Here is a 24324-nt window from a genome sequence, read left to right as displayed (position 1 = left end):
CGGGCTCGCGCTGCTCCTCGGGCTCGCCGCGCTCGGCATGGCGTTTCTCGTGCTGCCCATGCTCGGCCTGCTGGTCCGCGCGCCCTGGCACCGGCTGGTCGAGCTGCTGGGGCGGGAGACCTCGCTGGAGGCGCTGCGGCTCTCGCTCCTGACAGCCACCGTCTCGACCGGGCTCTGCCTCGTGCTCGGCGTACCGCTGGCCTGGGCCCTCGCCCGCCTGCGGCTGCCGGGACGCAATCTCCTGCGTGCCCTGGTGACCGTTCCGCTCGTCCTGCCCCCCGTCGTCGGCGGCGTCGCGCTGCTGCTGGCGTTCGGGCGCCGCGGGATCGTCGGGCAGCCAATCTATGAGCACACGGGCTACTCGCTGCCGTTCACGACGGCGGCGGTCGTGCTGGCGGAGACCTTCGTCGCCATGCCGTTCCTCGTGGTGACCGTCGAGGGGGCGCTGCGAGCCGCTGACGTCCGCTATGAGGAGGCGGCCGCCACGCTCGGAGCGGACCGGCTGACGGTGCTGCGCCGGGTGACGCTGCCCATGATCGGGCCGAGCGTCGCGGCCGGAGCCGTGCTCAGCTGGGCCCGAGCGCTCGGGGAGTTCGGGGCGACGATCACCTTTGCCGGGAACTTCCCGGGCCGTACCCAGACCCTCCCGCTCGCCGTCTACCTGGAGCTCGAGCAGGACCCGGAGGCAGCGTTCGCGCTGAGCCTGGTGCTGCTCGCCGTCTCCGTGCTCGTGCTGGTCGTGCTGCGTGGACGGTGGCTGCCCGGGCTGGCGCGATGAGCGAGGGGCTCGACGCCTCGGTGCAGGCCCGCCGCGGCGCGTTCGACCTGGATGCCGGGGTGAGCGCCCGACCGGGGGAGGTCGTCGCGATCGTGGGCCCGAACGGCGCGGGGAAGACGAGCCTGCTGCGCTGCCTCGCCGGGCTCCACCCCCTCACCGACGGCTACGTGCGGCTGGGGGACTCGGTCCTCGAGGACCCTTCGCAGGGCGTGCGGGTTCCCACCCAGCAACGTCCGGTGGGCGTGGTGTTCCAGGACTACCTCCTGTTCCCGCACCTGTCCGTGCTGGACAACGTCGCCTTCGGGCCTCGCTGCCGCGGGCAACGGCGCGCCGCGTCCCGACGTACGGCCCGGCCGTGGCTGGACCGGATGGGGCTGGCGGCGTACGCGGGGAGCCGGCCGGGTGAGCTCTCCGGCGGGCAGGCCCAGCGGGTCGCCCTGGCCCGGGCGCTCGCGTCGGGGCCGCAGCTGCTGCTCCTCGACGAGCCGCTGTCGGCCCTCGACGCCGGGACGCGCGGAGAGGTCCGTGCCGACCTGCGTCGGCACCTGCACGCGTTCTCCGGGCCGTCTCTCGTCGTGACCCACGACGCGGTGGAGGCGATGGTGCTGGCCGACTCGCTGCTGGTCCTCGAGGGGGGCAGGGTCGCCCAGCGGGGGACGCCGGCGGAGGTGGGGCGGCGCCCGGCGACGGCGTACGTGGCCAGCCTGCTCGGCCTCAACCTGTGGCCGGGGCGGGCCGCTCACGGCGACGTCGTGCTGGCCGGCGGGGGGCACGTCGTCGTGGCCGACACGTCGATGGACGGGCCGGTCCTGGTGGCCGTACGCCCAGCCGCGCTCGGCCTGCACCTCGCGGCGCCCGGCGGCTCACCTCGCAACGCGTGGGCCGGCCGCGTCAGCGGCCTCGAGCCACTCGGGGACCGGGTACGGGTCGCGGTCGCCGGTCCCCCGAACGCCCTGGTCGACGTGACGCCGGCCGCCGTCGCGGCGCTCGACCTGGCGCCCGGCCATCCCGTGTGGGTCAGCCTCAAGGCCACCGAGGCGGAGGTCTACCCCGCCCCCGCCGCCTGAACCCGATCCCCGCAGCCCGACCCGCCCCCGGTTGTTTCGAATGAACGGGGCATTCAGTCGGACCTATTGGATGAATGCCGCGTTCATTCCTGCCGATCCGAGGGTGAGGCTGACTCGGCAGGGCGGCAGGGTCGGGTACCGGGTCGGTACCGGGTCCCGCCGGGCTCGGGAGGGCCGGTGATGGGCTGGCAGAAGCCGGGGTACGTCCGCAGGGAGGCGACATGCTCGACGCGCTGGCTCAGGTGCTGGTGTGCGCGGCGCTGTTCCTCGCCCTGCGCTGGGGTCTGCACCGCGTCGACGCCCTCGGCCGTCCCGGACGCTTCCCGGCGATCGCCGTCGTCGCGCTGGTGCTGCCCGCGCTGGTGTTCGCGACCCCGGGGGTGCACCGGCGCGCGGAGCAGAAGCAGCTGGCCGCCGCCGCGTCGGAGCTCATTGGCATCCGGGTGTCGGTCCACTGCCAGACCTTCGGCCAGGCCTTCGTCGACGGCGGAACCGAGCTGGGGTACGTCAAGTGGGGCGCGGGCGGCGTACCGGAGCACAGGACCCTGATCAAGCACGACCAGTGCGCGGACCTGCGGGGCTACCTGCACTCCTCGAAGGTCCACCCGACCCTCGACCAGGTCATCGCGGTCCACGTGCTGACCCACGAGTCCATGCACATGTCCGGCATCACCGACGAGGCGCTCGCCGAGTGCGCGGCGGTGCAGCGCGACGCCCGCATGGCCCAGCTGCTCGGCGCGACTCCCGGCGCGGGCCTGTACCTGGCACGGACGTACTGGCGGGTCGTCTACCCGGACATGCCCGACGGGTACGTCTCCGGCGAGTGTCGCCCCGGTGGCTTGCTCGACGAGCACCTGCCTGACGCCCCCTGGTCCTGACCCGCGCGGCCGCTCGCCGGCGACGTACGACTTCTCGCGACCCCTCGCCTCTCACCGCCGCCCCATCTGTCGCCCCTAGGCTTGGTCGCCGTGGACTGGAGCCTGCGCGGGTGCGCCCGCCACGGCCACGTCACCTTCCGTCCCGACGAGCCGGACCTGGCGGCGCGGCTGCACGCGCCGACGCCAGCGGGCGAGGCGTGGCGGTGCCTGCGCTGCGGGACGTTCGTGCTCGGTGAGCCGCAGGGCGGCGGGCCGGCCGCGGACGCACCCCTCGTCCTTCGGGGGCGCCAGCTGCGCGAGGCGACGATCCTGCGCCTGTTCGCGGTCGAGCGCTGGGTGCGAGCCACCGTCTTGGCGCTGCTCGGCTACGCCGTCCTGCAGTTCCGTACGTCCGAGAGCTCCCTCGAGCAGACCTTCGACCGGATCCTTCCGGCCGCGCGGCCGCTAGCCCAGGCCTTCGACCTCGACATCGACCACAGCCCGATCATCGCCCGCATCCACCGGCTCCTGGAGACCGATCCGCGCACCCTGGCGTGGATCGGGGCGGGGCTGTTCGCCTACGCGTGCCTGCAGGTGGCCGAGGGGGTGGGCCTGTGGTCGCTGAAGCGCTGGGGGGAGTACCTGGCCGCCGTCGCGACCTCGGTGTTCCTGCCGTTCGAGATCTACGAGCTGATCGACAAGGTCACCCCGCTGCGGCTCGCCGCGTTCCTCCTCAACATCGCGCTCGTGGCCTACCTCGTCCTGACCAAGCGGTTGTTCGGGGTGCGCGGTGGCGGGACGGCGTACGCCGCCCAGCGCCACGAAGCGTCCCTGCTCACGGTGGAGGCGGCGGCCGCGGCGCAGGCCTCACCCGCCGTCGAGCAGCCGACCCGCCAGCCCGCCACCCCCCTCTGACCCCTCCCTCTTTTCCGGATGAACGCGGCGTTCTTCCATTAGGTGCGACTGAACGCCGCGTTCATTCCAAAGCAGGCAGGGGGGCCTAGAGCAGGCAGGGGGGCCTAGAGCAGGCAGGGGGGTGAGGCGTCACTGAGGTGGGCTTAGCGTTGTCGAGGTGTACCGGTTCCTGGGCACCCCGCGTTGGGTCGCGGGCAGCATCGCGACGCTGCTCGCCATCGCGGCGTTCATCGGCCTGGGGTCGTGGCAGTGGCACCGCGCCCGGACACGGGACACCCCGCACGCGGTCGACCTGACGAAGGCGCCACCGGTCCCGGTCGCGCAGGCCCTGGGCCCGTCCCTCGCCGTCCCCGCGGGTACGCCGGCGCGCGCAGTGACCGCAGCCGGTCGCTACGACGCCGCCCACCAGGTCCTCGTGCCTGGTCGCAGCCTCGACGGCCGGGACGGCTCGTACGTGCTGACGCCCCTGCTCGGCGTACCCGGGCTCGGCGGCCACGCCGTCGTCGTCCTGCGCGGCTGGGTGCCCGGTCGGCCGAGCAGCGCGCCCAGCGTGCCGGCCGGGCCGGTGGACGTCCACGGGTGGCTGGCCCCCGCCGAGGATCCGGACGCGCCGGTAGGTGCGGCGGACCTGCCGGCGGTGCTCCCCGCCGGACAAGTCGCGACGATCTCCACCGCCCCCCTGCTGTCGCTGATGCCCTACCGGCTCGTCGACGGCTACGTCGGCCTCGCGGCTCAGACGCCGAGCTCGACGCTGGCGGCCGTACCCGCCCCCCCGCCGCCGAGGCCCGGCATCCGGTGGTCGGTGCAGAGCCTGGCGTACACCTTCGAGTGGTGGTTCTTCGCGCTCGCCGCGGTGTGGATGTGGGTGACCGCGGTCAGGCGGGAGCGGCTGCGCGCCGATGCTCCTCCTGCACCACCCGGTGCTCGGCCACGAACGACCCGAACGGGATGACCCCGCACGCCGCGACGATCACGATCTTGATGATCGACCAGTTGCGGCGGTAGCCCACCACCAGCGTCGCCAGGATGTAGGCCGGGAAGAACAGCACGCCGTGCGCGACGCCGACGACCGCGTCGACCTCCGGAATCGAGCCGAGGTACTTCAGCGGGATGCCGACGAAGATGAGGATCACCAGCAGCACACCGGTGATGTAGGCCAGCACGCGGTACACGCGCAGGTCGAGGGGCAGCCTCGGCGCGTCGGACGGCGTCTCGACCGGGTCGATGGCGGACACGGGGCGACCCCAGGGGGATGAGGGACGGGCCGTACGTCGGCCCGAGGCGGCGTCGGACCAGTATCGCAACCTGCCTCAGCCACCGGCTCCCGCACCCGTTGCCCTGCACCTGCCAGCCGCGCTCGCGGGCGCGACACCTGTCAGACGTCTGGGGCGCGGGGCCGCCCGTTTCGTCTGACACCTCGCCAGGCAGTGCGCACTTCGTCAGGCACCGCGAGAGCCCACCGCACGCGCCCCCCAGTCAGCGGCACCTCGCCGGCGCCGGCGAGCCCATCGCCCGCCACCCCGAGGCTCAGCGGGTGAGGTCGAGCAGACCGCTGGCGGCGTCCAGCGCTCGGCCGACCTCGACCGTGATCGGGTCGTCCCGGGCGGCCTGGTCCACGCGGACGACCGCGTCGTAGCCGGTCGGGCTCAGGACGCCCGTCGTGGCCCGCAGCCGGGCTGCGACCGCGGCCAGCGCCCGGTCCAGCTCGGCGCCGGCCACCAGCAGCCGCGGCCGGTCCTGGGTCGGCGCCTTGGCCACCACCTCCAGCGACACCAGCGCCCGGTTGAGCCGACGGTTCGCAGCCACCACCGCGGCGACGGTCGCCAGCGGCACCTGCCCCCGGTGCGGCTCGCCCTGGGCACCGTCGACGGCCATCTCGGCCTCGGCGCGCGTCTCCCGCGCCCGTGACCCGAGCTCGCGGATCGTCGCAGCGGTGTACGTCCCCCGCTCGGCGAGCGCACCGAAGATGCTCGACGCCCACGCCCGGCTGGCGTCCACCGACTGCGCGGCGACCTCGGCCAGGTCGCTTCCCTGCCAGGTCGGCCACAGGAGGTAGACCGCCACGGCGATGGCCCCACCGATGACCGTGTCCACCAGGCGGGCGGGGGCGGTCTGGCTCAGCGGCTGGCCCTCCACCTCGAGCAGGCAGGAGATCAGCGCGGTCAGCGAGGCGGCCCCGAGGACGAAGTTCGCCTTCATGAGCAGGAAGGTCGCGCACGCGAAGGCGCCGACCAGGACGACCAGCCAGCCGCGGTCGGACCCCACCAGGCTGACGCAGCCCCACGCGAGGAGCACACCGGCGAGCGTGCCCGCCACGCGACCCACCCCGCGCTGGAGGGTCGAGCTGTAGTCCGGGCGCAGGACGACGGCGACGGTCATCGCGACCCAGTACCCCCGGCTCAGGCCGAAGCCACCCGCGACCAGGTCCGCGATGAGGACGGCCAGGGCGAGCCGGGCGGCATGCCGGAACAGCGCCGATCCGGGCGTCGCCGCCGCCCGCAGGGCTCGCCAGCCGTCCGACGGACCGTGCCGACGCCGCAGCGGCGGGGTACGCGCGTCCGCCTGCCACCCCGGATCCATCAGCGCGGCGGTCTCGTACAGCTCGCGCTCGACGGCGGTGAGACGTACCGGCGGCAGCGCGGCCTCGGCCGGCGTGCCCGCGACAGCCGCTCGGAAACGGTCGAGCGCCATCTCGGCCCGTGCCGCGCGGTCGGCCGACGGTCCCACCAGGGCCTCGGCGAGCCCGGTCACCGCCGCCCCCGTCATCTCCCGCAGCCGGGCCGCCCCCTCCCCCGCGCGCCGGCCGAGGGCCACCAGTTCGAGCCGCAGCCCGTCACCGCGGTCCAGCAGGCCGCGCAGCCGCTGCCCCGCCGCGCCTCGCGCCGAGCTCAGCGCCAGGGTCGTCCCGGCATCCGACAGGGCCACCATCGCGGCGCGGTCGCGCTCGTCGTCCCCGTGGCGGCCGAAGTCGGCGAGGGCCTCCCAGGCGGCGACGAGGGCTCGCTCCTCGGGGCGGTACGGGTGCACCGGCCACCCGACCAGGGACACCAGCGCCTGGACCGCCCCGCCGAGCAGCACCCCGCCGCCGACGACCAGGGCACCGATGCCGCTCACCGAGGAGAACACGAGGACCAACACCGTGGAGTGCAGCCCGGCCAGCGCTGCATTCGGCCCGATCGCGGTCATCAGCCCGCCGACGAAGGCGACTCCCACCGTGACGACGGTGACCGTGGGCGTGTGCCGGGCCTGGGTACCGATCACCGCCGCCACCGCCAGGGCGAGCGTCACCGCAGCCATCGTCTCCAGCCGCGCGAGGTACGGCTCGCGGTTGTCGTAGAAGCCCAGCTGCAGCGCGCCCATCGCGGCGGTGAAGCCGAGCTTCGGCTCGTCGAAGGCGAAGCCGAGGGCCAGGGCCAGCGCCACCACCAGGCCGTGCCGGACGGCCACCGCAGGGTCGAGCACCCGCCGCTCCAGATGCAGCAGCGGCCGCACGTGGTGCTCGACCTGGCTCACTGCACCGCCTCGGGGCCGTCGAGGTCCGCCAGGGCGTCGACGTCGGCGCTCGCGCCGTCGAGGTCGGGCACGGCGGCGGCGTCGACCCGGTCGAGGAGACGGCGCAGCGGTACGCCCTCCGGCGGAGCGAGCTCGTCAAGAGCCGTGGCGAGCGCGGCTCGCCGCCACGCGCTGGCGAGCGGCTGCGGCTGCCCCGCGACGAGGACCGCCGCGGCGGGGCCCTCGTCGAGCGCGGCCAGCAGCGCGGGGACGGCGCGAGAGACGTACGGCATGTCCCCGCCCAGGACCAGCACCGTGGACACGTCTGCCGTCAGCACGGCCTCGCCCGCCGCGACGGCGGCCAGCGGGCCGCCGCCGGGCGGGGACTCCTGGGCCCAGCGAACGCCAGCGAAGCCGTCCCGCCGCGGGCCGACGACCACGGCCTCCACCTCGTCGGAGGGCCGAGCCTGCTCGGCCGCCCGTACCGAGTCGAGGACGTGCGCCAGCAACGGCCGCCCGTCCAGCGCAAGCAGCGCCTTGTCGACGCCCCCCGCCCGTCGGCCCGCTCCGCCGGCCACGACGAGGATCCCGATCCGCCCCACCGGCCTATCGTGCTGCACGGATCGGCGGCCTATCCCCCGGGCAGGTCAGCGCCGACGGGGCGCGGATGTGCCACGCTGGTCCTACGGCGCCGTCGCCGTGACCCGGAACGGCGTCGTTCGTCCCGCCGTCACCCGGGAGGGGCCATGTTCGAGGAAGCCCAGCTGTACGCGCCGGTCACCCGCAGCGCCGACGGCGACGTCGAGGTGCACCTCGCCGCCGACCACCCGGGCGCGACCGACCCGGTGTACCGCTCCCGCCGCAACGCGATCGCGGCCCTCGCCCTGGCGTGGCGCCCCGGTGACCCGATCCCGCACGCCGAGTACACCGACGAGGAGCACGAGGTGTGGCGGGTGGCGTGCGCGCACCTGCACGAGCTGCACGAGACGCTGGCCTGCCGGGAGTACCTCGAGGGCAAAGCGGCGCTGCGGCTGCCGGAGGACCACGTCCCGCAGCTCGACGAGGTGAGCGATCTGCTGCAGCCGCTCACCGGATTCCGGTACGTCCCCGCGGCCGGCCTGGTCCCCCTCCTCGTCTTCTACGGCTCGCTGGCCGACCGGGTGTTCCACTCCACGCAGTACATCCGCCACCACTCGGTCCCGCTGTACACCCCGGAGCCCGACGTCGTGCACGAGGTGGTGGGGCACGCGAACTGCCTGGCGTCACCGCGCTTCGCCGCGCTCTACCAGGTGGCGGGGGAGGCCGCGCGCCGCGTCGAGTCGGCGGAGGCGCTGGAGTTCGTCTCCAAGGTGTTCTGGTTCTCCCTGGAGTTCGGGGTGCTGCGCGAGCCCGACGGCGTGAAGACGTACGGCGCCGGGCTGCTGTCCAGCTACGGGGAGATCCAGGAGTTCCGTGCCGCCCACCTGCGCCCGCTGGAGGTCGCGCGGATGGGGGTGCAGACCTACGACATCACCCACTACCAGCCGGTGCTGTTCTGCGCGGACTCCTTCGCCCACGTCGAGGACGTCGTGGGCGGCTTCTTCGCCGGCGTGGACGACGACGCGGTCGCGCGCCTGCAGCGCGCGGCGGTGCCCAGCGCCTGACCGTGCCCGCGCCGTCGGCGGCGCCGGGCCGGTCATCGCCGCGGAGGTGAGGAGCACCGGGGTGGCGAGGGCGTCGCCTCGGTAGGCTCGAGTCGTGAGCGCCGCCCCGAAGCCCCCGCCGCAGGAGCCCTCGCGGCAGCGCTACCTCGCGCCCGTGTTCTTCGTCATGGCCGTGCTGACCGTCGGGCTCGCGATCGCGCAGGCGATCAAGGGGCTGTCCTGGCTCGTCGTCGTGTCCGACCTCGTCATCGCCGGCGTCATGGTCGCCATCGGCCTGCGCGTCATGAAGCCGCCGCAGCAACCGGGCGGCCAGCGCCCGCTGCGCGCGCCGAGGCCGCCGCGATGAGCGCGACCGTCGACTACGCCGGCCGGGTCAGGGACCTGCAGGCGCAGTACGCCGCCATCCCGCCCGGCGAGCCGGTACGCCTCGCGAAGCGGACCTCGAACCTGTTCCGGACGCGCACCTCCGACACCGTGCCTCGGCTGGACGTCACCGGCTTCGACGGAGTGCTCTCGGTCGACCCGGAACGGCGTACCGCGGACGTCCTGGGGATGACGACCTACGAGCACCTGGTCGACGCGCTGCTGCCGTACGGCTTCATGCCGCTGGTCGTCCCCGAGCTGAAGACCATCACCCTCGGCGGTGCGGTCGCCGGCGTCGGGATCGAGTCGACGTCGTTTCGCAGCGGCTTCCCCCACGAGTCGGTCCTGGAGATGGACGTGCTCACCGGGGACGGACGCGTCGTGACGGCTTCGCCGACCAACGAGCACGCGGAGCTGTTCCGGGCGTTCCCGAACTCCTACGGCACGCTCGGGTACGCCCTGCGGCTGCGCATCGACCTGGAGCAGGTCCACCCTTACGTCGAGCTGCACCACCACCGCTTCGAGGACGCGGACGCGTTCGCCGACGCGGTCGCGTCGGCGGTCGCGCAGCGCACGTACGCCGGTTCGGCCGTCGACTTCCTCGACGGCACGGTGTTCGGGCCGCGCGAGATGTACCTGAGCGTCGGCTCGTGGGCGCAGCGCGTCCCGGCGGTGTCCGACTACACGGGTAACCGCATCTACTACCGCTCCATCCAGGCGAAGGCGGTCGACCACCTGAGGGTCCGCGACTACCTCTGGCGCTGGGACACCGACTGGTTCTGGTGCTCCCGCGCCCTGCAGGTGCAGAAGCCGTGGGTACGTCCGCTGGTGCCCAAGCGGTTCCTGCGCTCTGACGTCTACTGGAAGGTGATCGGCTTCGAGCGACGCCACCAGTGGAAGGCGCGGCTGGACGCCCGGCTCGGACGGCCCGCGCAGGAGCCGGTGGTGCAAGACGTCGAGGTGCCGGTCCAGCGCCTGCCCGAGTTCCTGGAGTTCTTCCACCGCGAGATCCGCATCAGCCCGGTCTGGGTCTGCCCGATGCGCGCGCGGGCTGGCTCACCGTCGTGGACCCTGTTCGACATCGACCACGACGTCACCTGGACCAACGTCGGCTTCTGGTCCGCCGTCGACCTGCCGCCCGGACAGGTCGAGGGCTTCCACAACCGCCGCATCGAGGAGAAGGTCGCCGAGCTCGGGGGCCACAAGTCGCTGTACTCGACGGCGTTCTATCCGGAAGAGGAGTTCTGGGCGACGTACAACGGCGAGGGCTACCACCTGGTCAAGAAGGACTACGACCCGGATGGGCGGCTCCTCGACCTCTACGAGAAGACCGTGAGACGGAGGTAGAGCAGCGATGGGGTTGGCGGAGGTCTTCGAGCGGGTCATCGGCGGCGCGGCCGGCGGGTCGGTGGCGTTCACGGCGTACGACGGCTCACGGTCCGGACCCGAGGACGCGGCCATCACCTTGGAGGTGCGCTCGCCGCTGGCGCTGCGCTACATCATCACCTCGCCGGGGGACCTCGGCCTCGCGCGGGCGTACGTCACTGGGCATCTGGAGGTGCACGGCGACATGTACACCGCGCTCAAGCTGCTGACGGAGGGCCAGATCGGGGACCTCTCGTGGGCGCAGCGCACGGAGGTGGTCAAGGCCGCGGGCGGGGTGAGCGCCTTCCGGCGGCCGCCGTTGCCGCGCGAGGAGCACGTACGGTCCCGTCTCGTCCGGCGCCACTCCCGGCGCGGTGACGCCGAGGCCATCTCGCACCACTACGACGTCTCTAACCGCTTCTATCGCTGGGTGCTCGGCCCCTCGATGGCGTACACCTGCGCGTGCTACCCGAAGGCGGAGGCCAGCCTCGAGGAGGCGCAGTACGAGAAGTTCGACCTCGTCGCGCGAAAGCTCGGCCTCGAGCCGGGGATGACGCTGCTCGACGTCGGCTGCGGCTGGGGCGGCATGGTCATCCACGCTGCCCGGGAGTACGGCGTGAGGGCCCTCGGCGTCACCTTGTCCGAGCGGCAGGCCGAGTGGGCCCAGGACGCGATCCACGAGGCCGGGCTGAAGGACCTCGCGGAGGTGCGCTACCTCGACTACCGGGACGTCCCGGAGCAGCGCTTCGACGCCATCTCCTCGATCGGGCTCACCGAGCACATCGGGCTGGCGAACCTGCCGTCGTACGTCTCCTTCCTCGCGTCCCGGCTGCGTCCCGAGGGCCGCCTGCTCAACCACTGCATCACTCGGCCCACGACCAAGGAGAAGAACACCGCGGGCGGCTTCATCAACCGCTACGTGTTCCCCGACGGTGAGCTCGAGGGCGTCGGCACGATCATCTCGGCCATCCAGGACAACGGCTTCGAGGTGCGCCACGAGGAGAACCTGCGCGAGCACTATGCGCTGACGCTGCGCGACTGGGGCGCCAACCTCGAGGAGCACTGGGAGGAGGCGGTGCGCGAGGTCGGCATCGCCAAGGCCCGGGTGTGGCGGCTGTACATGGCGGCGTCGCGACTCGGCTTCGACACCCGCCGCATCGAGCTCCACCAGGTGCTGGCCGTCCGCTGCGAGCCGGGCGGCAAGATCGGCAAGGCCGCCCCCGAGTTCCCCCCCGGCCAAGCCGGCGTCCCCCTCCGCCCCTGGTTCTGACCCCCGCCGTTTTCGAATGAACGCGGCATTCCTCCAATAGGTCCGACTGAACGCCGCGTTCATTCGGAAGGGAGGGGCGGGTCAGGTGCTCGGGGCTCGGGTCAGGTGCTCGACGTCGCGGCCGGGGTGGGCGACGACCAGGTCGGAGGCCATCCCGAGGAACAGGCCGACCTCGACGACGCCGGCTCGTCGCAGCAACCGGTCGAGCAGCCCGTCCTTGTCGAGGATCGGGCCGGTGGCCACGTCGAGGATCCAGTTGCCCTCGTCGGTCACGAAGGGCGCCCCGTCGCGTCGGCGCCACGTCACGTCGAAGCCGAGCGAGCGCACGTACAGCGTCTCCGGTACGCGCGCCATGCGCACCACCTCGACCGGCAGCGGGAACGCCGTCCCGAGCACGGGCACCCGCTTGGAGTCGTCGACCACGATCACCAGCCGCCGGCTCGCCTGCGCGACGAGCTTCTCCCGCAGGTGCGCCCCGCCGCCGCCCTTGATGCAGTCCAGCTCGGGGTCGACCTCGTCGGCGCCGTCGATGGTCACGTCGAGGACCGGGTGGTCGTCCAGGGAGGTCAGCGGTACGCCGCACCGCGCCGCCTCCGCCGCGGTCGCCTCCGACGTCGGTACGGCGAGCACGTCGGCGAGCGCCCCCGACGCGAACCGCTCCCCGACCCGGCGGACGGCCCAGACCGCGGTCGAGCCGGTACCGAGCCCGACCCGCATCCCCGAAGCCACGAAGGTGTCGACGGCGTAGTCCGCCGCCGCCTTCTTGGCCGACGTCACGGCGTCGAGGTCCGCCATGCCCGTCACCGTAGGGCCTCGCCGAGGTCACGGCGCACCACCACGCGTCGTCCGGTCGGCGGCCGTCGCACCACGCGGAAGCCGAAACGCGAGAACAGGGTGACGGTCCCCGTGTACGCCTCCGCTGCGGCCAGCCGACCCGCGGCCGCAACCGGGTAAGCCTCGAGCACCCGGGCGCCGCGCGCCTTCGCGTGGTCCACCGCCGCCGCCAGCAGCGTCGAGGCCACGCCGCGGCCGCGGTGCGCGCGCGGGACCCAGAAGCACGGCAGCGCCCAGACCCCGTCGTCGGCGAGGTCGCCGGTACCGCGCAGCAACGGCGAGCGAGCCAGCCGGACGTACTCCGTTCGCGGCGCGACGCTCACCCACCCCACCGGCGCCCCCGACTCGAGGGCGACCAGCCCGGGCTCGCGGCCGGCCCGCACCAGCGACTCGAGCAGCGCGCGGTTGCCCGCCCCGCCGTCCCTGCACCCGGCGTCGAAGGCCGCCGACGGCTGCCGCCACCAGGTGCACCAGCAGTGCGAGTACGCCCCCGAGGGCCCGAAGAACGCCTCGAGCCGCGCCCACCCGTCGGCGCCGACCGCGACGACGTCGACCGGCGCGACGTCAGGCGGACGTACGTCGCGCCCGTGCCGACCTGCCCCATCGCCGGAGGTCGTCGCGCTTCCCACCGGACGTACTTTGCCCGTCCCCGGAACGCCTCGGTACCCTGTCCGGGCGGTCGGGAGGCCGCGGGGAGGCGTCGCCTAGTCCGGTCTATGGCGCCGCACTGCTAATGCGGTTTGGGTCTAAAGCCCATCGAGGGTTCAAATCCCTCCGCCTCCGCTGTTGTGGCTGCGGGTTGCCCGACGGGTCGCGGCTCGGGAGTGGGCTGGTTGTCGGCTGACGCTGCTTGTCGGGTGACGCTGGCTGTCCGCAGGGAGGCCGGGCCGGTTGTCAGGTGACGCTTCGAGCCGAGCGCGACGCGCCGGGGTCAGCCGGTCGTAGGTCTCCGGTCCCAGGCGGGCCGCCCGCCGCGGAAGAGCGCCTCCTGGGTGAGGCTGGCCACCAGCGTCCCGTCGGCGGTGAACACCGAGCCGGTGTACCAGCCGCGACCGCCAGTCGCGATCCGCGGGTGGTACTCGGTCAGCGTCCAGTCCGTCATGTCGACCGGGCGGTGGAACCACACCGCGTGGTCGATGCTCGACCCCGGTCCCGCCGAGCCGTCCTCGGCCGGCAGGACGCCGGTCGAGACGTCCGACAGGTAGGTCAGCGCGCAGGCGTGGATCAGCGGGTCGTCGGGCAGCGGCACGCTGACACGCGCCCAGAAGCGGGTCGGCCAGCCCCGGTCGTACGGCTGCTCGGGCATCCGGTGCTCCACCGAGAAGAGTCGGTGGAAGCGACCCGGCTCGAGCCCGTCCGGCGGCGCCGTGGCCGGCAGCTGCTCGACCTGCCAGCTCGGGCTCTCCTCGGGCCGGTGGAACGAGCAGGCCATGTTGAAGATGACCGCCCCCTGCTGGATCGCGATGACCCGCCGGGCCGAGTACGACCCGCCGTCGCGGTCCCGGAACACCTGGAACACGGTGGGCCGCAGGGGGTCGCCGCCGCGCAGGAAGTAGCCGTGCAGGGAGTGCGGCTGGCGCTCGCGGTCGACGGTGCTCCCCGCCGCGAGGAGCGCCTGCGCGGCGACCTGTCCGCCATAGAGCGCGAACTCCTCCTGGACGAGGAAGTTCGCGCGGAACAGGTCCTCCTCGATCTGCTCGAGGTCGAGCAGATCGAGCAAGCCGGTCTCGTGATCGGCGGGCGTCTCGCTCATCGCGTCGCGGCTAACGCAGCCCGGTGAGGTCGCGGGCGATGATCGTCTTCATGATCTCCGACGTCCCGCCGTAGATCCGCTGCACGCGCGCATCGGCCCAGGCCCTCGCGATGGGGTACTCGAGCATGTAGCCGTACCCGCCGAACAGCTGCAGGCAGCGGTCGACCACCCGCCCCTGGACCTCGGTCGCCCACAGCTTCGCCTTCGCCGCGTCCACCGCGGTCAGGGTGCCGTCGTTGAGCTCCAGCACCGCCTTGTCCATGAAGGCCTCGAGGACGTCCACCTCGGTCACCAGCTCGGCCAGCTCGAACTGGGTGTTCTGGTACGCCGCGAGCGGCCGCCCGAACGCACTGCGCTCGCGGGTGTAGGCCACCGTCCAGTCCAGCGCCGCCCGGGCGCCCGCGAGGCCGGCGTAGGCGATCGACATGCGTTCCCGTGGCAGTCGCTCCATGAGATGGACGAAACCGGAGCCCTCCGTCCCGAGCAGGTTCGCGGCCGGGACGCGCACCTCGTCGAAGAACAGCTCCGCGGTGTCCTGCGCGACCAGGCCGAGCTTCTCGAGCTGTCGCCCACGGCTGAAGCCGGGGGTCCCGCGCTCGACGGCGAGCAGGCTGAAGCCGCGGGCGCCGGCGCCGGCGTCGGTCCGCGCCACGACGATGACCAGGTCGGAGTGGATGCCGTTGGTGATGAACGTCTTGCTGCCGTTGATCACCCACTCGTCGCCGTCGCGCCTCGCCGTGGTCCGCACACCCTGCAGGTCGCTGCCCGCGCCCGGCTCGGTCATCGCGATGGCGAGGATCAGCTCGCCGGAGGCAACCCCGGGCAGCCACCGGGCGCGCTGTTCCTCGGTCCCGAGGTCGGTGAGGTACGGCAGCGCGATGTCGTCCTGCAGGCCGAAGCCCGAGCTGAGCGAGGACGCGCCGACCCGGGCGAGCTCCTCGGCGACGACGCAGCGGAAGCGGAAGTCGTCGGTCCCGACACCGCCGTACCGCTCGGGGACCGGCAGCCCGATGACGCCCTGCTTGCCCGCCGCGAGCCAGGTCGAGCGGTCGATGATGTGCTCGCGGTCCCAGCGCTCCTGGTGGGGCAGGACCTCGCGGGCCACGAACTCGCGCACCACGTCGCGGAAGACCTCGTGGTCCGCCTCGAAGAGCCCTCGCTTCACCGCCGCGCCTCCCTGTCCGCGACTCTAGCCGCCGCACCCGGTCGGAGGCGGTCCCTCACCGGCTGCCATGCTGCGTCCATCCAGGGGCGGAGCGAGCCGAGGAGGCGTCGGTGGGCCAGTACGTCGCGGTCGTGGGCGGGACCGGCCCGCAGGGCAAGGGGCTCGCCTACCGCTTCGCCCGGGCGGGCCACCGGGTGGTGATCGGCTCGCGCGCCGCCGAGCGCGCCGAGGAGACGGCCGCGCAGATCAACGAGCGGCTCGACGGGTCGGCGGCGGTGACGGGGGCGGCCAACGCCGTGGCGGTCGCGGAGGCCGAGGTCGCGCTCATCGCCGTCCCCTATGCCGGCCACGACGAGCTGGTGGCCTCGCTTGCCGAGGTGCTGGCCGGCAAGGTCGTCATCAGCTGCGTCAACCCGTTGGGCTTCGACAAGCAGGGCTCGTACGGCCTGCCGGTCCCCGACGGCAGCGCCGCCGAGGAGGCGCAGCGCATCGTGCCGAGCGCCCGGCTGGTCGGCGCCTTCCACCACCTCTCGGCGGTCAGCCTGTGGGGCGAGGCCGAGCTGCTCGACCACGAGGACGTGCTCGTGTGCGGCGACGACGAGCAGGCGAAGGCCGTCGCCATCGAGCTCGCGCGGTCGGTGACCGGACGGGCGGGCATCGATGCCGGCTCGCTGCGGCTGGCGCGCCAGCTCGAGCCGCTGACCGCTGCTCTGATCAACATCAACAAGAAGTACAAGACCCGCTCCGGGATCCGCGTCGTCGGCGTCGACGGGCACTGAGCCCCGGTCAGGCCTGGACCGCGGCCCCGTCGGCGATCAGGTCCTCGACGTCGCCGAGACCCCAGTCGGTGAGCGCCTCCCTGGTGTGCTCGCCAGGGAGCGGCGGCGGGGAGGACAGGACCCCAGGGGTGCGGGAGAAGCGGGGCGCGGGGGCGGGTTCGGGCGTGCCGTCGCGCAGCACGTAGGTGCCCCTGGCCAGCAGGTGCTCGTCCCGGGTCGCCTCGGTGAGTGACAGCACCGGCTCCACGCACGCGTCGGTGCCGGCGAACAGGCCGGCCCACTCCTCGCGGGTGCGCTCCCGGAAGCGCTCGGCGAAGCGGCGGCGCAACTCGGGCCAGTTCGCGGGGTCTGCCCGGTCAGGGACGTCCGCCAGCCCGAGGCCGGCCAGCAGCGCCGCGTAGAACGGCGGCTCCAGGGCGGCGACGGCGACCCACTCGTCGTCGGCGGTCTGGTAGACGTCGTACCAGGGGACGCCGCCGTCGAGGAGGTTGACACCGCGCTCGTCGAGCCAGTGCCCCTGTGCGAGCAGCATCAACGGCATGGTGAGCAGGGATGCGACGCCGTCGACGATGGCGGCGTCCACGACCTGACCTCGGCCTGACGACCCGCGCTCGACCAGGGCGGCGCAGATGCCGAGCGCGGCGAGCATCCCGCCGGCGCCGAAGTCCCCGAGCAGGTTGCCCGGGAACTGCGGCGGTCCGCCCGCCCGGCCGAAGCCGTGCAGGGCGCCCGCGCGGGCGATGTAGCCGAGGTCGTGGCCGGCCCGCAGGGCCATCGGCCCGTCCTGGCCCCAGCCGGTCATCCGGGCGTAGACCAGGCGCGGGTTGCGGTCGAGGCAGGTGTCCGGTCCGATGCCGAGGCGTTCCGTCACCCCGGGGCGCAGGCCTTCGAGCAGGACGTCGGCCCGGTCCGCGAGGCGCAGGAGGGCGTCGACGGCCCTCGGGTGCTTGAGGTCCAGGACGGCGGAGCGCCGACCGCGGTTGATGACGGCACCCTCGGGCTCGATGGGCTGGGGGCCCGGGCGGTCGATCCGCAGCACGCTCGCGCCGAGGTCGGCGAGCACCATCGCCGCGAACGGTCCCGGTCCGATGCCCGCGAGCTCGATCACCCGCACGCCGCGCAGCGGCCCCTGGGGCGTGGGCGAGTCGGTCGCAGGCATGGGCTCCTCGTGTGCGGGTGTCCTCCGCCCGATCATGCCAACCCCGCGCCGTCGCCCGCGCGGGGCGGCTGCGAGACTGCCCGGTCAGAGGGCCGGGCTGCGCCTGGCGGAATCGATCGAGGAGAGCGCCATGAAGATCGAGGGCAGCGTCGCCGTCGTCTCGGGCGGGGCCTCCGGGCTCGGCCTGGCCACCGCCACGCGGCTGCACGCCGAGGGGGCCGGGGTGGTCCTGCTGGACCTGCCGTCCTCGGCCGGCGCGACCGAGGCCGCTGCGCTCGGCGACCGGGCGCTGTTCGCCCCGGGTGACGTCACGGCCGAGGACGACGTACGGGCTGCGCTCGACGCCGCCGAGTCCTTGGGGACGCTGCGGATCGCGGTCAACTGCGCCGGGATCGCCAACGCGATCCGAACGCTCGGCAAGGAGGGGCCGTTCCCGCTCGACGGCTTCGCACGCGTCATCCAGGTCAACCTCATCGGCACCTTCAACGTGATCCGGCTGGCTGCCCAGCGCATCGCCGCGACGCCGGAGGTCGACGGCGAGCGGGGGGTCATCGTCAACACGGCCTCGGTGGCGGCGTTCGACGGCCAGATCGGGCAGGCGGCGTACTCGGCATCCAAGGGCGGCGTCGTGGGCCTGACCCTGCCGGTGGCGCGCGACCTCGCCCAGCACAAGATCCGGGTCGTCACCATCGCGCCCGGGCTGTTCAACACCCCGCTGTTCGCCTCGCTGCCGCCGGAGGCGATCGCCTCCCTCGAGGCGCAGGTGCCGCACCCGTCCCGGCTGGGCGACCCCTCGGAGTACGCCGCCCTCGTCGAGCACATCGTGCGCAACCCGATGCTCAACGGCGAGACGATCCGCCTCGACGGGGCCATCCGGATGGGCCCCCGCTGACCGTCCCGCCCAGCCCCCGCCCCGCTTCTCCCGGTGCGACGGGAAGCGCCCCCGCCGGTTTCCGACTGAACGCGGCATTCCTCCAATAGGTCCGACTGAACGCCGCGTTGAGTCGGCTCCTCGGCCCCCGCGTGCTTCGACTGAACGCGACATTCCTCCAATAGGTCCGGGGGAACGCCGCGTTCAGTCAGAACATGGCGCCGGGTGGGGTCAGGCGAGGCGCTCCAGGATGGTCGCGTTGGCCATGCCGCCGCCCTCGCACATGGTCTGCAGGCCGTAACGCAGCCCGCGGTCGGCCATCTCGTGGACCAGCGCGGTCATCAGCCGAGCCCCCGACGCGCCGAGCGGGTGCCCGATGGCGATCGCGCCGCCGTTCGGGTTCAGGCGCGCCGGGTCGGCTCCGGTCTCGGCGAGCCAGGCCATCGGCACCGGCGCGAAGGCCTCGTTGACCTCGAAGACGTCGATGTCGCCGATGCCGAGGCCGGCCCGGGCCAGCGCCCGCTGGGTCGCCGGGATCGGCGCGCTCAGCATCATCACCGGGTCGTCGCCGGCAAGGACGGCCGTGTGCACCCGGGCCAGCGGCGTCAAGCCCAGCTCACGAGCCTTCTCCGAGGTTGTCAGGAGGACGGCCGCGGACCCGTCGCTGATCTGCGAGGAGTTGCCGGCGTGCAGGACCCCGTCGGGCTTGAACGCCGGCCGCAGCCCGGCCAGCGTCTGCGGCGTCGTGCCGCGGCGCAGGCCCTCGTCGGCGGAGAGCGTGCCACCCTCGGGGAGGCGTACCGGCGTGATCTGGCCGGCCAGACGACCCTCGTCGACCGCCGCGGCGAGCTTGGCGTGCGAGGCGCCGGCGAACTCGTCGAGCTCCGCCCTCGTGAAGCCCCACTTCTCCGCCATCATCTCCGCGCCCAGTCCCTGGTGGAACGGCACGCCATAGCGGGCGTCGACGAGCGGGCCGTACGGCTCCCCGAGCTCGGGGTCACGCGCGGCGGCGCCGAGCGGGATCGCGGTCATCATCTCGACGCCCCCGGCGACGACCACGTCGTAGTGTCCGGCGACCAGGCCCGCGGCGGCGAAGTGGACGGCCTGCTGGGAGGACCCGCACTGCCGGTCGATCGTCGTCCCCGGCACCGACTCGGGCCAGCCAGCGGCGAGCACCGCGTTGCGGCCCACGTTGAAGCTCTGCTGGCCCACCTGCTGCACGCAGCCCCAGATGACGTCGTCGACGACCGCGGGGTCGATCCCGGTCCGCTCCACCAGCGCGCCCAGGACGTGCGCGGACAGGTCCACGGCGTGGACCGCGGCCAGCGACCCTCCACGCTTGCCGACGGGGGTGCGTACGGCGTCGACGATGACGGCGTCACGAGCGGGCACGGCGACCTCCTGGTTTGCTACTCGTCAGTAAGTATGCTCCCAGGACCCGCCCCGACCGGCCCGTGGCGGCACCGGCCGGCCCATCGCACCGAGGTGATGACGTGAAGGTCGACGCGACGTTCAACCCGGAAGGCCCGGTCGACACGCGCGCGGTCGCGGTCGGTGCCGAGCACGCCGGCTACGCGGCGGTGTGGACGAGCGAGACCAAGCACGACCCGTTCATCGCCGTCTCCCTCGCGGCCTCGGCGACCGACACGATCGAGGTGGGCACCGCCATCACGGTGGCGTTCGCCCGCAACCCGATGACGACGGCGGTCGCGGCCAACGACGTCCAGCTGCTCTCGCGCGGCCGCCTCCTGCTCGGGCTCGGCTCTCAGATCAAGGCCCACATCAGCCGGCGCTTCAGCATGCCCTGGTCGCACCCGGCCCCCCGCATGCGCGAGTACATCCTCGCCATGCGCGCGATCTGGGACTGCTGGAACACCAACACCCCGCTCGACTTCCGCGGCGAGTACTACTCCCACACGCTGATGACACCGTTCTTCTCGCCCGGTCCCAACCCGTACGGCGCTCCGCGGGTCCTCCTCGCCGGCGTCGGCGAGGTGATGACGCGGGTCGCCGGCGAGGTGGCCGACGGGTTCCTGTGCCACGGCTTCACGACCGAGACGTACCTGCGAACCGTGACCGTGCCGGCCCTGGAGGAGGGCCGCGCCGCCGCCGGGCGTACCGACGGGCTCGCCGGCTTCGACGTGGTCGGGGCGCCGTTCGTGGCCACCGGTCGCGACGAGGAGCAGATCGCCCGCGCCTGCCGCGGCGTGCGCGAGCAGATCGCGTTCTATGCCTCGACGCCGGCGTACCGCCCGGTCCTCGAGGCCCACGGCTGGGGCGGGCTGTCCGACGAGCTGCACGCGATGTCGGTCGCGGGCCGCTGGCGAGAGATGGGCGAGGCGATCGACGACGACGTCCTGAACGCGTTCTGCGTCGTGGCCGAGCCGGACCGCGTCGCCGGCGAGCTGCTGCGCCGCTACGGCGACGTCATGACGCGTATCTCCCTGTACACCCCGGCGGAGCTCGACGCGGACGTCGTCGACCAGGTGGTCTCCGACCTCCGCGCCGGCGGTTCGGCCGGGTAGGCAGGGCGCGCGGCCTCAGGAGGCTTCGTACTTGAAGGACAGGCGCACCTTCGTGCGGTAGGTGAGGGTGCCGGCGTCGTCGATGGTGACGTCCTGCGCGACGACCTCGGCCACCCGCAGGTCGCGCAAGGTCTGCTGCGCGGTCTTGATGGCGCCGGCCGCGGCGTCCTCCCACGAGGTGGTGCTGGTGCCGATCAGCTCGGTGACGCGATAGACGCTCATGGGCGTGCTCCTTCGAGACGCTGGTCCGGTCGCTCCGGCGGTCGGCCCGATCGTGGCGCTGAGCGGTACGTCCCGCAAGGGACGAGCGACCCTGTTGCGGGGACGCCCGGTCAGGGGATGAGCAGCAGCTTGCCCGTCGTGCGTCGGCCTTCGAGGTCGCGGTGGGCGTCCGCCGCGTCCGTGAGGGCGTACCGGCCCCCGATCCGCAGCGACAGCGACCCGTCGAGGATGCCGCCGAAGACCGCCGACGCCCGCTCGCGCAGCTCCTCGGTGGTCGCGATGTAGTGCCCGAGGGTCGGACGGGTGAGGTACAGCGACCCGGAGTTCATCAGCCGCCGCAGCTCGAAGGGCGGCACGACCCCGCTGGACTGGCCGAACATGACGAGCAAGCCGCGGGTACGCACGCTGGCGAGGCTGCCGTCGAAGGTCGCGGCACCGACGCTGTCGTAGACGACGGGGACGCCCTCGCCACCGGTCAGGGCGCGTACGCGCTCCGCGAACCCCTCGTAGCGCAGGACCTCGTCGGCTCCCGCCTCGCGGGCCAGCCGCTCCTTCCCGTCGGTGGACACCGTGGCGATCACCCGGGCGCCCTTGGCCTTGGCCATCTGGACGAGGAGCAGCCCGACCCCGCCGGCTGCGGCGTGGACGAGGATGGTGTCCCCGGGCTCGACCGCGTACGTCGAGTTGAGCAGGTAGTGCGCGGTCATCCCCTGCAGCAGCGCACCGGCCGCGACGTCGTCCCCGAGCCCCGCCGGCACGGGTACTGCGGCGGCTGCCTGCACGACGACCTGGTCGGCGTAGCTGCCGGGTGCCGACGTCCAGGCCACGCGGTCGCCGACGGCGAGGTCGGTGACGTCGGGGCCGACCGCCGCGACGACGCCAGCGCCCTCCTGGCCCATGACGGTCGGCATCTCGGAGCCGTACACACCGGTACGGGTGTAGACGTCGGTGAAGTTGACACCGGCGGCCCGTACGTCGACGAGCACCTCGCCCGAGCCCGGGGTGGGCGTCGGGCGGTCCTGGATCTCGAGCACCTCTGGCCCGCCGTGGCGGGCGGCGATCACGACACGCATGGGGCCATCGTCGCGCCCGCACCCGTTCGCGGCACTACCGGGGGCCCGCGGTCGCTGATGATCTCGGTTACGGGCCGGGGTACGTCGGCGGCTACACTGGCGCTTCCCGCCGAGTAGGACGTACCCGGCGCTGCGCCCGTAGCTCAACGGATAGAGCATCTGACTACGGATCAGAAGGTTGGGGGTTCGAATCCCTTCGGGCGCGCAAGAGCCACTGCATGCCGCAGCCCGTCTCCTCATCAGCGGAACGGCTTCCGGCCCGCAAGGCGCCTGATCCTCACGTGCAGGGCCGGCTCGCCGGAGTTCTCAGCGGCGACGAGCCCCGGCACCCTTGGACGCCTTTCCGACGTCCGACACCTTCACTGCGACAGGCGTGCCGTCGGACCGGCTCGCGCCGTGGACGCGATGGACCTGGGCCACCGAGGCTGAGGCTGAGGCTGAGGGCTCCTCCTCGAAGGATGTAGGGCTCGCCCCCAGAGGCAGCCGGTGATGCAGGTGCGATAGAATCGTTGTCGTCGCCGGGTGATGGGTAGCACTGGACCCACCGGCGAACCACGAACTTGCCGAGGTAGCGCAGCAGGTGCAGCCTCGGGCTTCCGGCTCAGTGACCGGGCGCGGTGCCCCCGAACGGGACGTGCACCAGGCTCTGGCCGCGATCTGGACTGGGGACGGCATTGGCCGTCTGCTGTCCGCCGCGAACAGCACCGACTTCCACCTCGGAGAGGCATCATCATGGGGCTCGACCCCGCCACCATCACCGTCCTGCCCGACTTCGCCGACCTGGGCGTACCAGCCCGGCTGGTCGACGTTCTCTCGGCGCAAGGCATCACCTCCGCATTCCCGATCCAAGTGGCCACGCTGCCTGACGCACTCGCCGGCCGCGACGTGCTCGGCCGCGGCCGGACCGGCAGCGGGAAGACCCTCGCGTTCTCGATCCCGCTGCTGACTCGGATCGCGGCGATGCCGTCCCGATCCTCCGCCGGGCACCCGCACGGTCTCGTTCTCGTCCCCACACGGGAGCTCGCCACTCAGGTTCAGACAGCGATGGCCCCGCTGGCGGCGGCGATGGGCCTCACGACCACCACGATCTTCGGCGGCGTCAGCCAGCGCCCCCAGGTGAGCGCCCTCACCCGAGGCGTCGACGTACTGATCGCCTGCCCGGGCCGGCTCGAGGACCTGATGCGGCAACGCTGCGTGCACCTCGATGCCGTCGCCGTCACGGTGGTCGACGAAGCCGATCACATGGCCGACCTCGGCTTCCTCCCAGCGGTTCGGCGCATCCTGGACGCGACCGACCGTCATGGCCAGCGTCTGCTGTTCTCGGCGACACTGGACAACGGGGTGGACGTCCTGGTGAGGCGCTACCTCAGCGACCCGGTCCGTCACTCGGTGGACGGTGATGCCCGCACGCAGCTCGACATCGAGCACCACGTCCTGACGGTGGCGGCCTCGGACAAGCCGAGCATCGTGACCGAGCTCGCGTCGGGTCGGGATCGCACGGTTCTGTTCACGCGTACCAAGCACTCCGCGCGCAAGCTGGCGCGGGACCTGACCCAGTCGGGCGTACCCGCGGTCGACCTCCATGGCAACCTGAGCCAGGCCGCCCGTGACCGCAACCTCGCGCTCTTCAGGGACGGCCGGGTGCGCGTGCTGGTCGCGACCGACGTGGCTGCCCGCGGGATCCACGTCGACGACGTCGCGCTCGTCGTGCACGTCGATCCCCCGGTGGAGCACAAGGCCTATCTGCATCGTTCCGGCCGTACCGGGCGTGCGGGCGCCAGCGGGGTCGTGGTGACGGTGCAGACCACTTCCCAGCGTGCGGAGGTCGCCTCGATGACCCGCAGAGCCGGGATCACGCCCACGCTGCGCACCGTGACTCCCGGATCGCGCGAGGTGGTCGCGCTCACCGGTCCTCGCGCCGACCTCGTAGCCCCGCTGCCGCTGCCGCGCGAGCCCCGGCGGAACGAGGGCCGTAACCGTGGCAGTGCCTCCGAGGGGCCGCGCCGACGCGGACATGGCGTCGCCAAGCATGGGGTGCAGAGCAAGTCAGCGTCTCGACCGTCCGGGGCGAACGACCGAGGACGTACGGAGGCTCCGCGGGTACCGACCATGTCCGTGGCCGAGTTCTCGGCAGGCCGGCGCGGCGGCAGTCGCGGCAGAGGGAGAGGGTCGGCCAAGCCGGCCTAGGAGCAC

At 73.2% G+C, this 24324-nt stretch carries 24 protein-coding genes and 2 tRNA genes; 15 read left to right on the top strand and 11 right to left on the bottom strand.

The genetic code is table 11. The annotated features are described in order from the left end of the window. Positions 1–37: 37 nt before the first annotated feature. From VMI11_09215 to VMI11_09195, 5 genes are all read left to right on the top strand, one after another. Positions 38–778 (top strand): ABC transporter permease, encoded by a 741-nt coding sequence (locus VMI11_09215; GenBank protein ID HTY72587.1) that lies wholly within the window; start codon positions 38–40, stop codon positions 776–778. Beyond that, positions 775–1845, top strand: a complete 1071-nt coding sequence (locus VMI11_09210; GenBank protein HTY72586.1) for an ABC transporter ATP-binding protein — start codon at positions 775–777, stop codon at positions 1843–1845. The genes VMI11_09215 and VMI11_09210 overlap by 4 nt, the downstream gene beginning before the upstream one ends. 221 nt (positions 1846–2066) lie before the next feature. Then, complete coding sequence (locus VMI11_09205; protein HTY72585.1) at positions 2067–2723, top strand: hypothetical protein; 657 nt, start codon at positions 2067–2069, stop codon at positions 2721–2723. Between the two features lie 90 nt (positions 2724–2813). After that, positions 2814–3617 (top strand): DUF2127 domain-containing protein, encoded by an 804-nt coding sequence (locus VMI11_09200; GenBank protein ID HTY72584.1) that lies wholly within the window; start codon positions 2814–2816, stop codon positions 3615–3617. A gap of 157 nt (positions 3618–3774) precedes the next feature. Then, positions 3775–4569, top strand: a complete 795-nt coding sequence (locus tag VMI11_09195; protein ID HTY72583.1) for an SURF1 family protein — start codon at positions 3775–3777, stop codon at positions 4567–4569. Here the strand turns inward: VMI11_09195 and VMI11_09190 are convergent. From VMI11_09190 to VMI11_09180, 3 genes are all read right to left on the bottom strand, one after another. Next, a complete protein-coding gene (locus tag VMI11_09190; GenBank protein ID HTY72582.1) occupies positions 4493–4852 on the bottom strand; it encodes a DUF3817 domain-containing protein in 360 nt (119 codons plus the stop codon). The two genes, VMI11_09195 and VMI11_09190, sit on opposite strands and share 77 nt — an antisense overlap. 292 nt (positions 4853–5144) lie before the next feature. Beyond that, positions 5145–7130: an FUSC family protein gene (locus tag VMI11_09185; protein HTY72581.1), complete on the bottom strand. Its 1986-nt coding sequence runs from the start codon at positions 7128–7130 to the stop codon at positions 5145–5147. Beyond that, entirely contained in the window at positions 7127–7711 is a 585-nt protein-coding gene (locus VMI11_09180; GenBank protein ID HTY72580.1) for an NTP transferase domain-containing protein, read from the bottom strand. The genes VMI11_09185 and VMI11_09180 overlap by 4 nt, the downstream gene beginning before the upstream one ends. A gap of 144 nt (positions 7712–7855) precedes the next feature. Here VMI11_09180 and VMI11_09175 point away from each other — a divergent pair, with 144 nt between their 5' ends. The 4 genes from VMI11_09175 to VMI11_09160 all read left to right on the top strand — a co-directional run bounded on the left by VMI11_09175 (position 7856) and on the right by VMI11_09160 (position 11750). After that, positions 7856–8752 (top strand): phenylalanine 4-monooxygenase, encoded by an 897-nt coding sequence (locus VMI11_09175; protein ID HTY72579.1) that lies wholly within the window; start codon positions 7856–7858, stop codon positions 8750–8752. Between the two features lie 94 nt (positions 8753–8846). Continuing rightward, positions 8847–9098 carry a hypothetical protein gene (locus tag VMI11_09170; protein HTY72578.1) on the top strand — a complete coding sequence of 84 codons (252 nt, stop codon included), beginning with the start codon at positions 8847–8849 and terminating at the stop codon, positions 9096–9098. Continuing rightward, positions 9095–10462 carry an FAD-binding oxidoreductase gene (locus VMI11_09165; GenBank protein ID HTY72577.1) on the top strand — a complete coding sequence of 456 codons (1368 nt, stop codon included), beginning with the start codon at positions 9095–9097 and terminating at the stop codon, positions 10460–10462. The genes VMI11_09170 and VMI11_09165 overlap by 4 nt, the downstream gene beginning before the upstream one ends. Positions 10463–10469: 7 nt before the next feature. Continuing rightward, positions 10470–11750 carry a class I SAM-dependent methyltransferase gene (locus VMI11_09160; GenBank protein HTY72576.1) on the top strand — a complete coding sequence of 427 codons (1281 nt, stop codon included), beginning with the start codon at positions 10470–10472 and terminating at the stop codon, positions 11748–11750. 81 nt (positions 11751–11831) lie between these two features. Here VMI11_09160 and rpiA read toward each other — a convergent pair whose 3' ends face one another. Next, positions 11832–12545 carry a ribose-5-phosphate isomerase RpiA gene (rpiA, locus tag VMI11_09155; GenBank protein HTY72575.1) on the bottom strand — a complete coding sequence of 238 codons (714 nt, stop codon included), beginning with the start codon at positions 12543–12545 and terminating at the stop codon, positions 11832–11834. Positions 12546–12550: 5 nt separating this feature from the next. After that, a complete protein-coding gene (locus tag VMI11_09150) occupies positions 12551–13213 on the bottom strand; it encodes a GNAT family N-acetyltransferase (GenBank protein ID HTY72574.1) in 663 nt (220 codons plus the stop codon). Between the two features lie 64 nt (positions 13214–13277). Between VMI11_09150 and VMI11_09145 the strand changes: the two genes are divergently transcribed. Further along, positions 13278–13367, top strand: a tRNA-Ser gene (locus tag VMI11_09145). Between the two features lie 148 nt (positions 13368–13515). Here the strand turns inward: VMI11_09145 and VMI11_09140 are convergent. Both VMI11_09140 and VMI11_09135 read right to left on the bottom strand, forming a co-directional pair. After that, on the bottom strand, positions 13516–14337 hold the full coding sequence (locus VMI11_09140; protein HTY72573.1) for an acyl-CoA thioesterase domain-containing protein: 822 nt from the start codon (positions 14335–14337) through the stop codon (positions 13516–13518). A 10-nt stretch (positions 14338–14347) separates the two neighbouring features. Further along, complete coding sequence (locus tag VMI11_09135; protein HTY72572.1) at positions 14348–15502, bottom strand: acyl-CoA dehydrogenase family protein; 1155 nt, start codon at positions 15500–15502, stop codon at positions 14348–14350. A 110-nt stretch (positions 15503–15612) separates the two neighbouring features. Between VMI11_09135 and npdG the strand changes: the two genes are divergently transcribed. Beyond that, positions 15613–16281: an NADPH-dependent F420 reductase gene (npdG, locus tag VMI11_09130; GenBank protein HTY72571.1), complete on the top strand. Its 669-nt coding sequence runs from the start codon at positions 15613–15615 to the stop codon at positions 16279–16281. A gap of 7 nt (positions 16282–16288) precedes the next feature. Here npdG and VMI11_09125 read toward each other — a convergent pair whose 3' ends face one another. Further along, a complete protein-coding gene (locus tag VMI11_09125; GenBank protein HTY72570.1) occupies positions 16289–17440 on the bottom strand; it encodes a CaiB/BaiF CoA-transferase family protein in 1152 nt (383 codons plus the stop codon). A 130-nt stretch (positions 17441–17570) separates the two neighbouring features. Here VMI11_09125 and VMI11_09120 point away from each other — a divergent pair, with 130 nt between their 5' ends. Then, positions 17571–18332: a 3-hydroxyacyl-CoA dehydrogenase gene (locus VMI11_09120; GenBank protein HTY72569.1), complete on the top strand. Its 762-nt coding sequence runs from the start codon at positions 17571–17573 to the stop codon at positions 18330–18332. 210 nt (positions 18333–18542) lie between these two features. Here VMI11_09120 and VMI11_09115 read toward each other — a convergent pair whose 3' ends face one another. Then, the gene (locus tag VMI11_09115) at positions 18543–19703 is read right to left on the bottom strand and encodes an acetyl-CoA C-acyltransferase (GenBank protein ID HTY72568.1); all 1161 of its coding nucleotides are present in this window, start codon (positions 19701–19703) and stop codon (positions 18543–18545) included. Positions 19704–19804: 101 nt separating this feature from the next. Here VMI11_09115 and VMI11_09110 point away from each other — a divergent pair, with 101 nt between their 5' ends. Beyond that, positions 19805–20836, top strand: a complete 1032-nt coding sequence (locus tag VMI11_09110; GenBank protein HTY72567.1) for a TIGR03617 family F420-dependent LLM class oxidoreductase — start codon at positions 19805–19807, stop codon at positions 20834–20836. 15 nt (positions 20837–20851) lie between these two features. Here the strand turns inward: VMI11_09110 and VMI11_09105 are convergent, their stop codons facing one another. Together VMI11_09105 and VMI11_09100 are read right to left on the bottom strand one after the other, a co-directional pair. After that, entirely contained in the window at positions 20852–21058 is a 207-nt protein-coding gene (locus VMI11_09105) for a dodecin family protein (protein ID HTY72566.1), read from the bottom strand. Between the two features lie 110 nt (positions 21059–21168). Next, a complete protein-coding gene (locus VMI11_09100; protein ID HTY72565.1) occupies positions 21169–22131 on the bottom strand; it encodes a quinone oxidoreductase in 963 nt (320 codons plus the stop codon). A 132-nt stretch (positions 22132–22263) separates the two neighbouring features. Here VMI11_09100 and VMI11_09095 point away from each other — a divergent pair. Both VMI11_09095 and VMI11_09090 read left to right on the top strand, forming a co-directional pair. Next, positions 22264–22336: transfer RNA gene (locus VMI11_09095), tRNA-Arg, on the top strand. 527 nt (positions 22337–22863) lie between these two features. Further along, complete coding sequence (locus VMI11_09090; GenBank protein ID HTY72564.1) at positions 22864–24318, top strand: DEAD/DEAH box helicase; 1455 nt, start codon at positions 22864–22866, stop codon at positions 24316–24318. The last annotated feature ends 6 nt before the right edge of the window (positions 24319–24324 follow it).

The sequence above is a fragment of the Actinomycetes bacterium genome (assembly GCA_035506535.1).
Taxonomy (GTDB): Bacteria; Actinomycetota; Actinomycetes; order DATJPE01; family DATJPE01; genus DATJPE01.
This window is presented reverse-complemented; position numbering and strand designations above follow the sequence as displayed.

Bases quoted from the DNA above. Each gene is read 5' to 3' on its own strand.
- VMI11_09215 (HTY72587.1), top strand. From the start codon at position 38: ATGGCGTTTCTCGTGCTGCCCATGCTCGGCCTGCTGGTCCGCGCGCCC.
- VMI11_09210 (HTY72586.1), top strand. From the start codon at position 775: ATGAGCGAGGGGCTCGACGCCTCGGTGCAGGCCCGCCGCGGCGCGTTC.
- VMI11_09205 (HTY72585.1), top strand. From the start codon at position 2,067: ATGCTCGACGCGCTGGCTCAGGTGCTGGTGTGCGCGGCGCTGTTCCTC.
- VMI11_09175 (HTY72579.1), top strand. From the start codon at position 7,856: ATGTTCGAGGAAGCCCAGCTGTACGCGCCGGTCACCCGCAGCGCCGAC.
- VMI11_09165 (HTY72577.1), top strand. From the start codon at position 9,095: ATGAGCGCGACCGTCGACTACGCCGGCCGGGTCAGGGACCTGCAGGCG.
- VMI11_09160 (HTY72576.1), top strand. From the start codon at position 10,470: ATGGGGTTGGCGGAGGTCTTCGAGCGGGTCATCGGCGGCGCGGCCGGC.
- rpiA (HTY72575.1), bottom strand. From the start codon at position 12,545: ATGGCGGACCTCGACGCCGTGACGTCGGCCAAGAAGGCGGCGGCGGAC.
- VMI11_09140 (HTY72573.1), bottom strand. From the start codon at position 14,337: ATGAGCGAGACGCCCGCCGATCACGAGACCGGCTTGCTCGATCTGCTC.
- VMI11_09125 (HTY72570.1), bottom strand. From the start codon at position 17,440: ATGCCTGCGACCGACTCGCCCACGCCCCAGGGGCCGCTGCGCGGCGTG.
- VMI11_09120 (HTY72569.1), top strand. From the start codon at position 17,571: ATGAAGATCGAGGGCAGCGTCGCCGTCGTCTCGGGCGGGGCCTCCGGG.
- VMI11_09105 (HTY72566.1), bottom strand. From the start codon at position 21,058: ATGAGCGTCTATCGCGTCACCGAGCTGATCGGCACCAGCACCACCTCG.
- VMI11_09100 (HTY72565.1), bottom strand. From the start codon at position 22,131: ATGCGTGTCGTGATCGCCGCCCGCCACGGCGGGCCAGAGGTGCTCGAG.
- VMI11_09090 (HTY72564.1), top strand. From the start codon at position 22,864: ATGGGGCTCGACCCCGCCACCATCACCGTCCTGCCCGACTTCGCCGAC.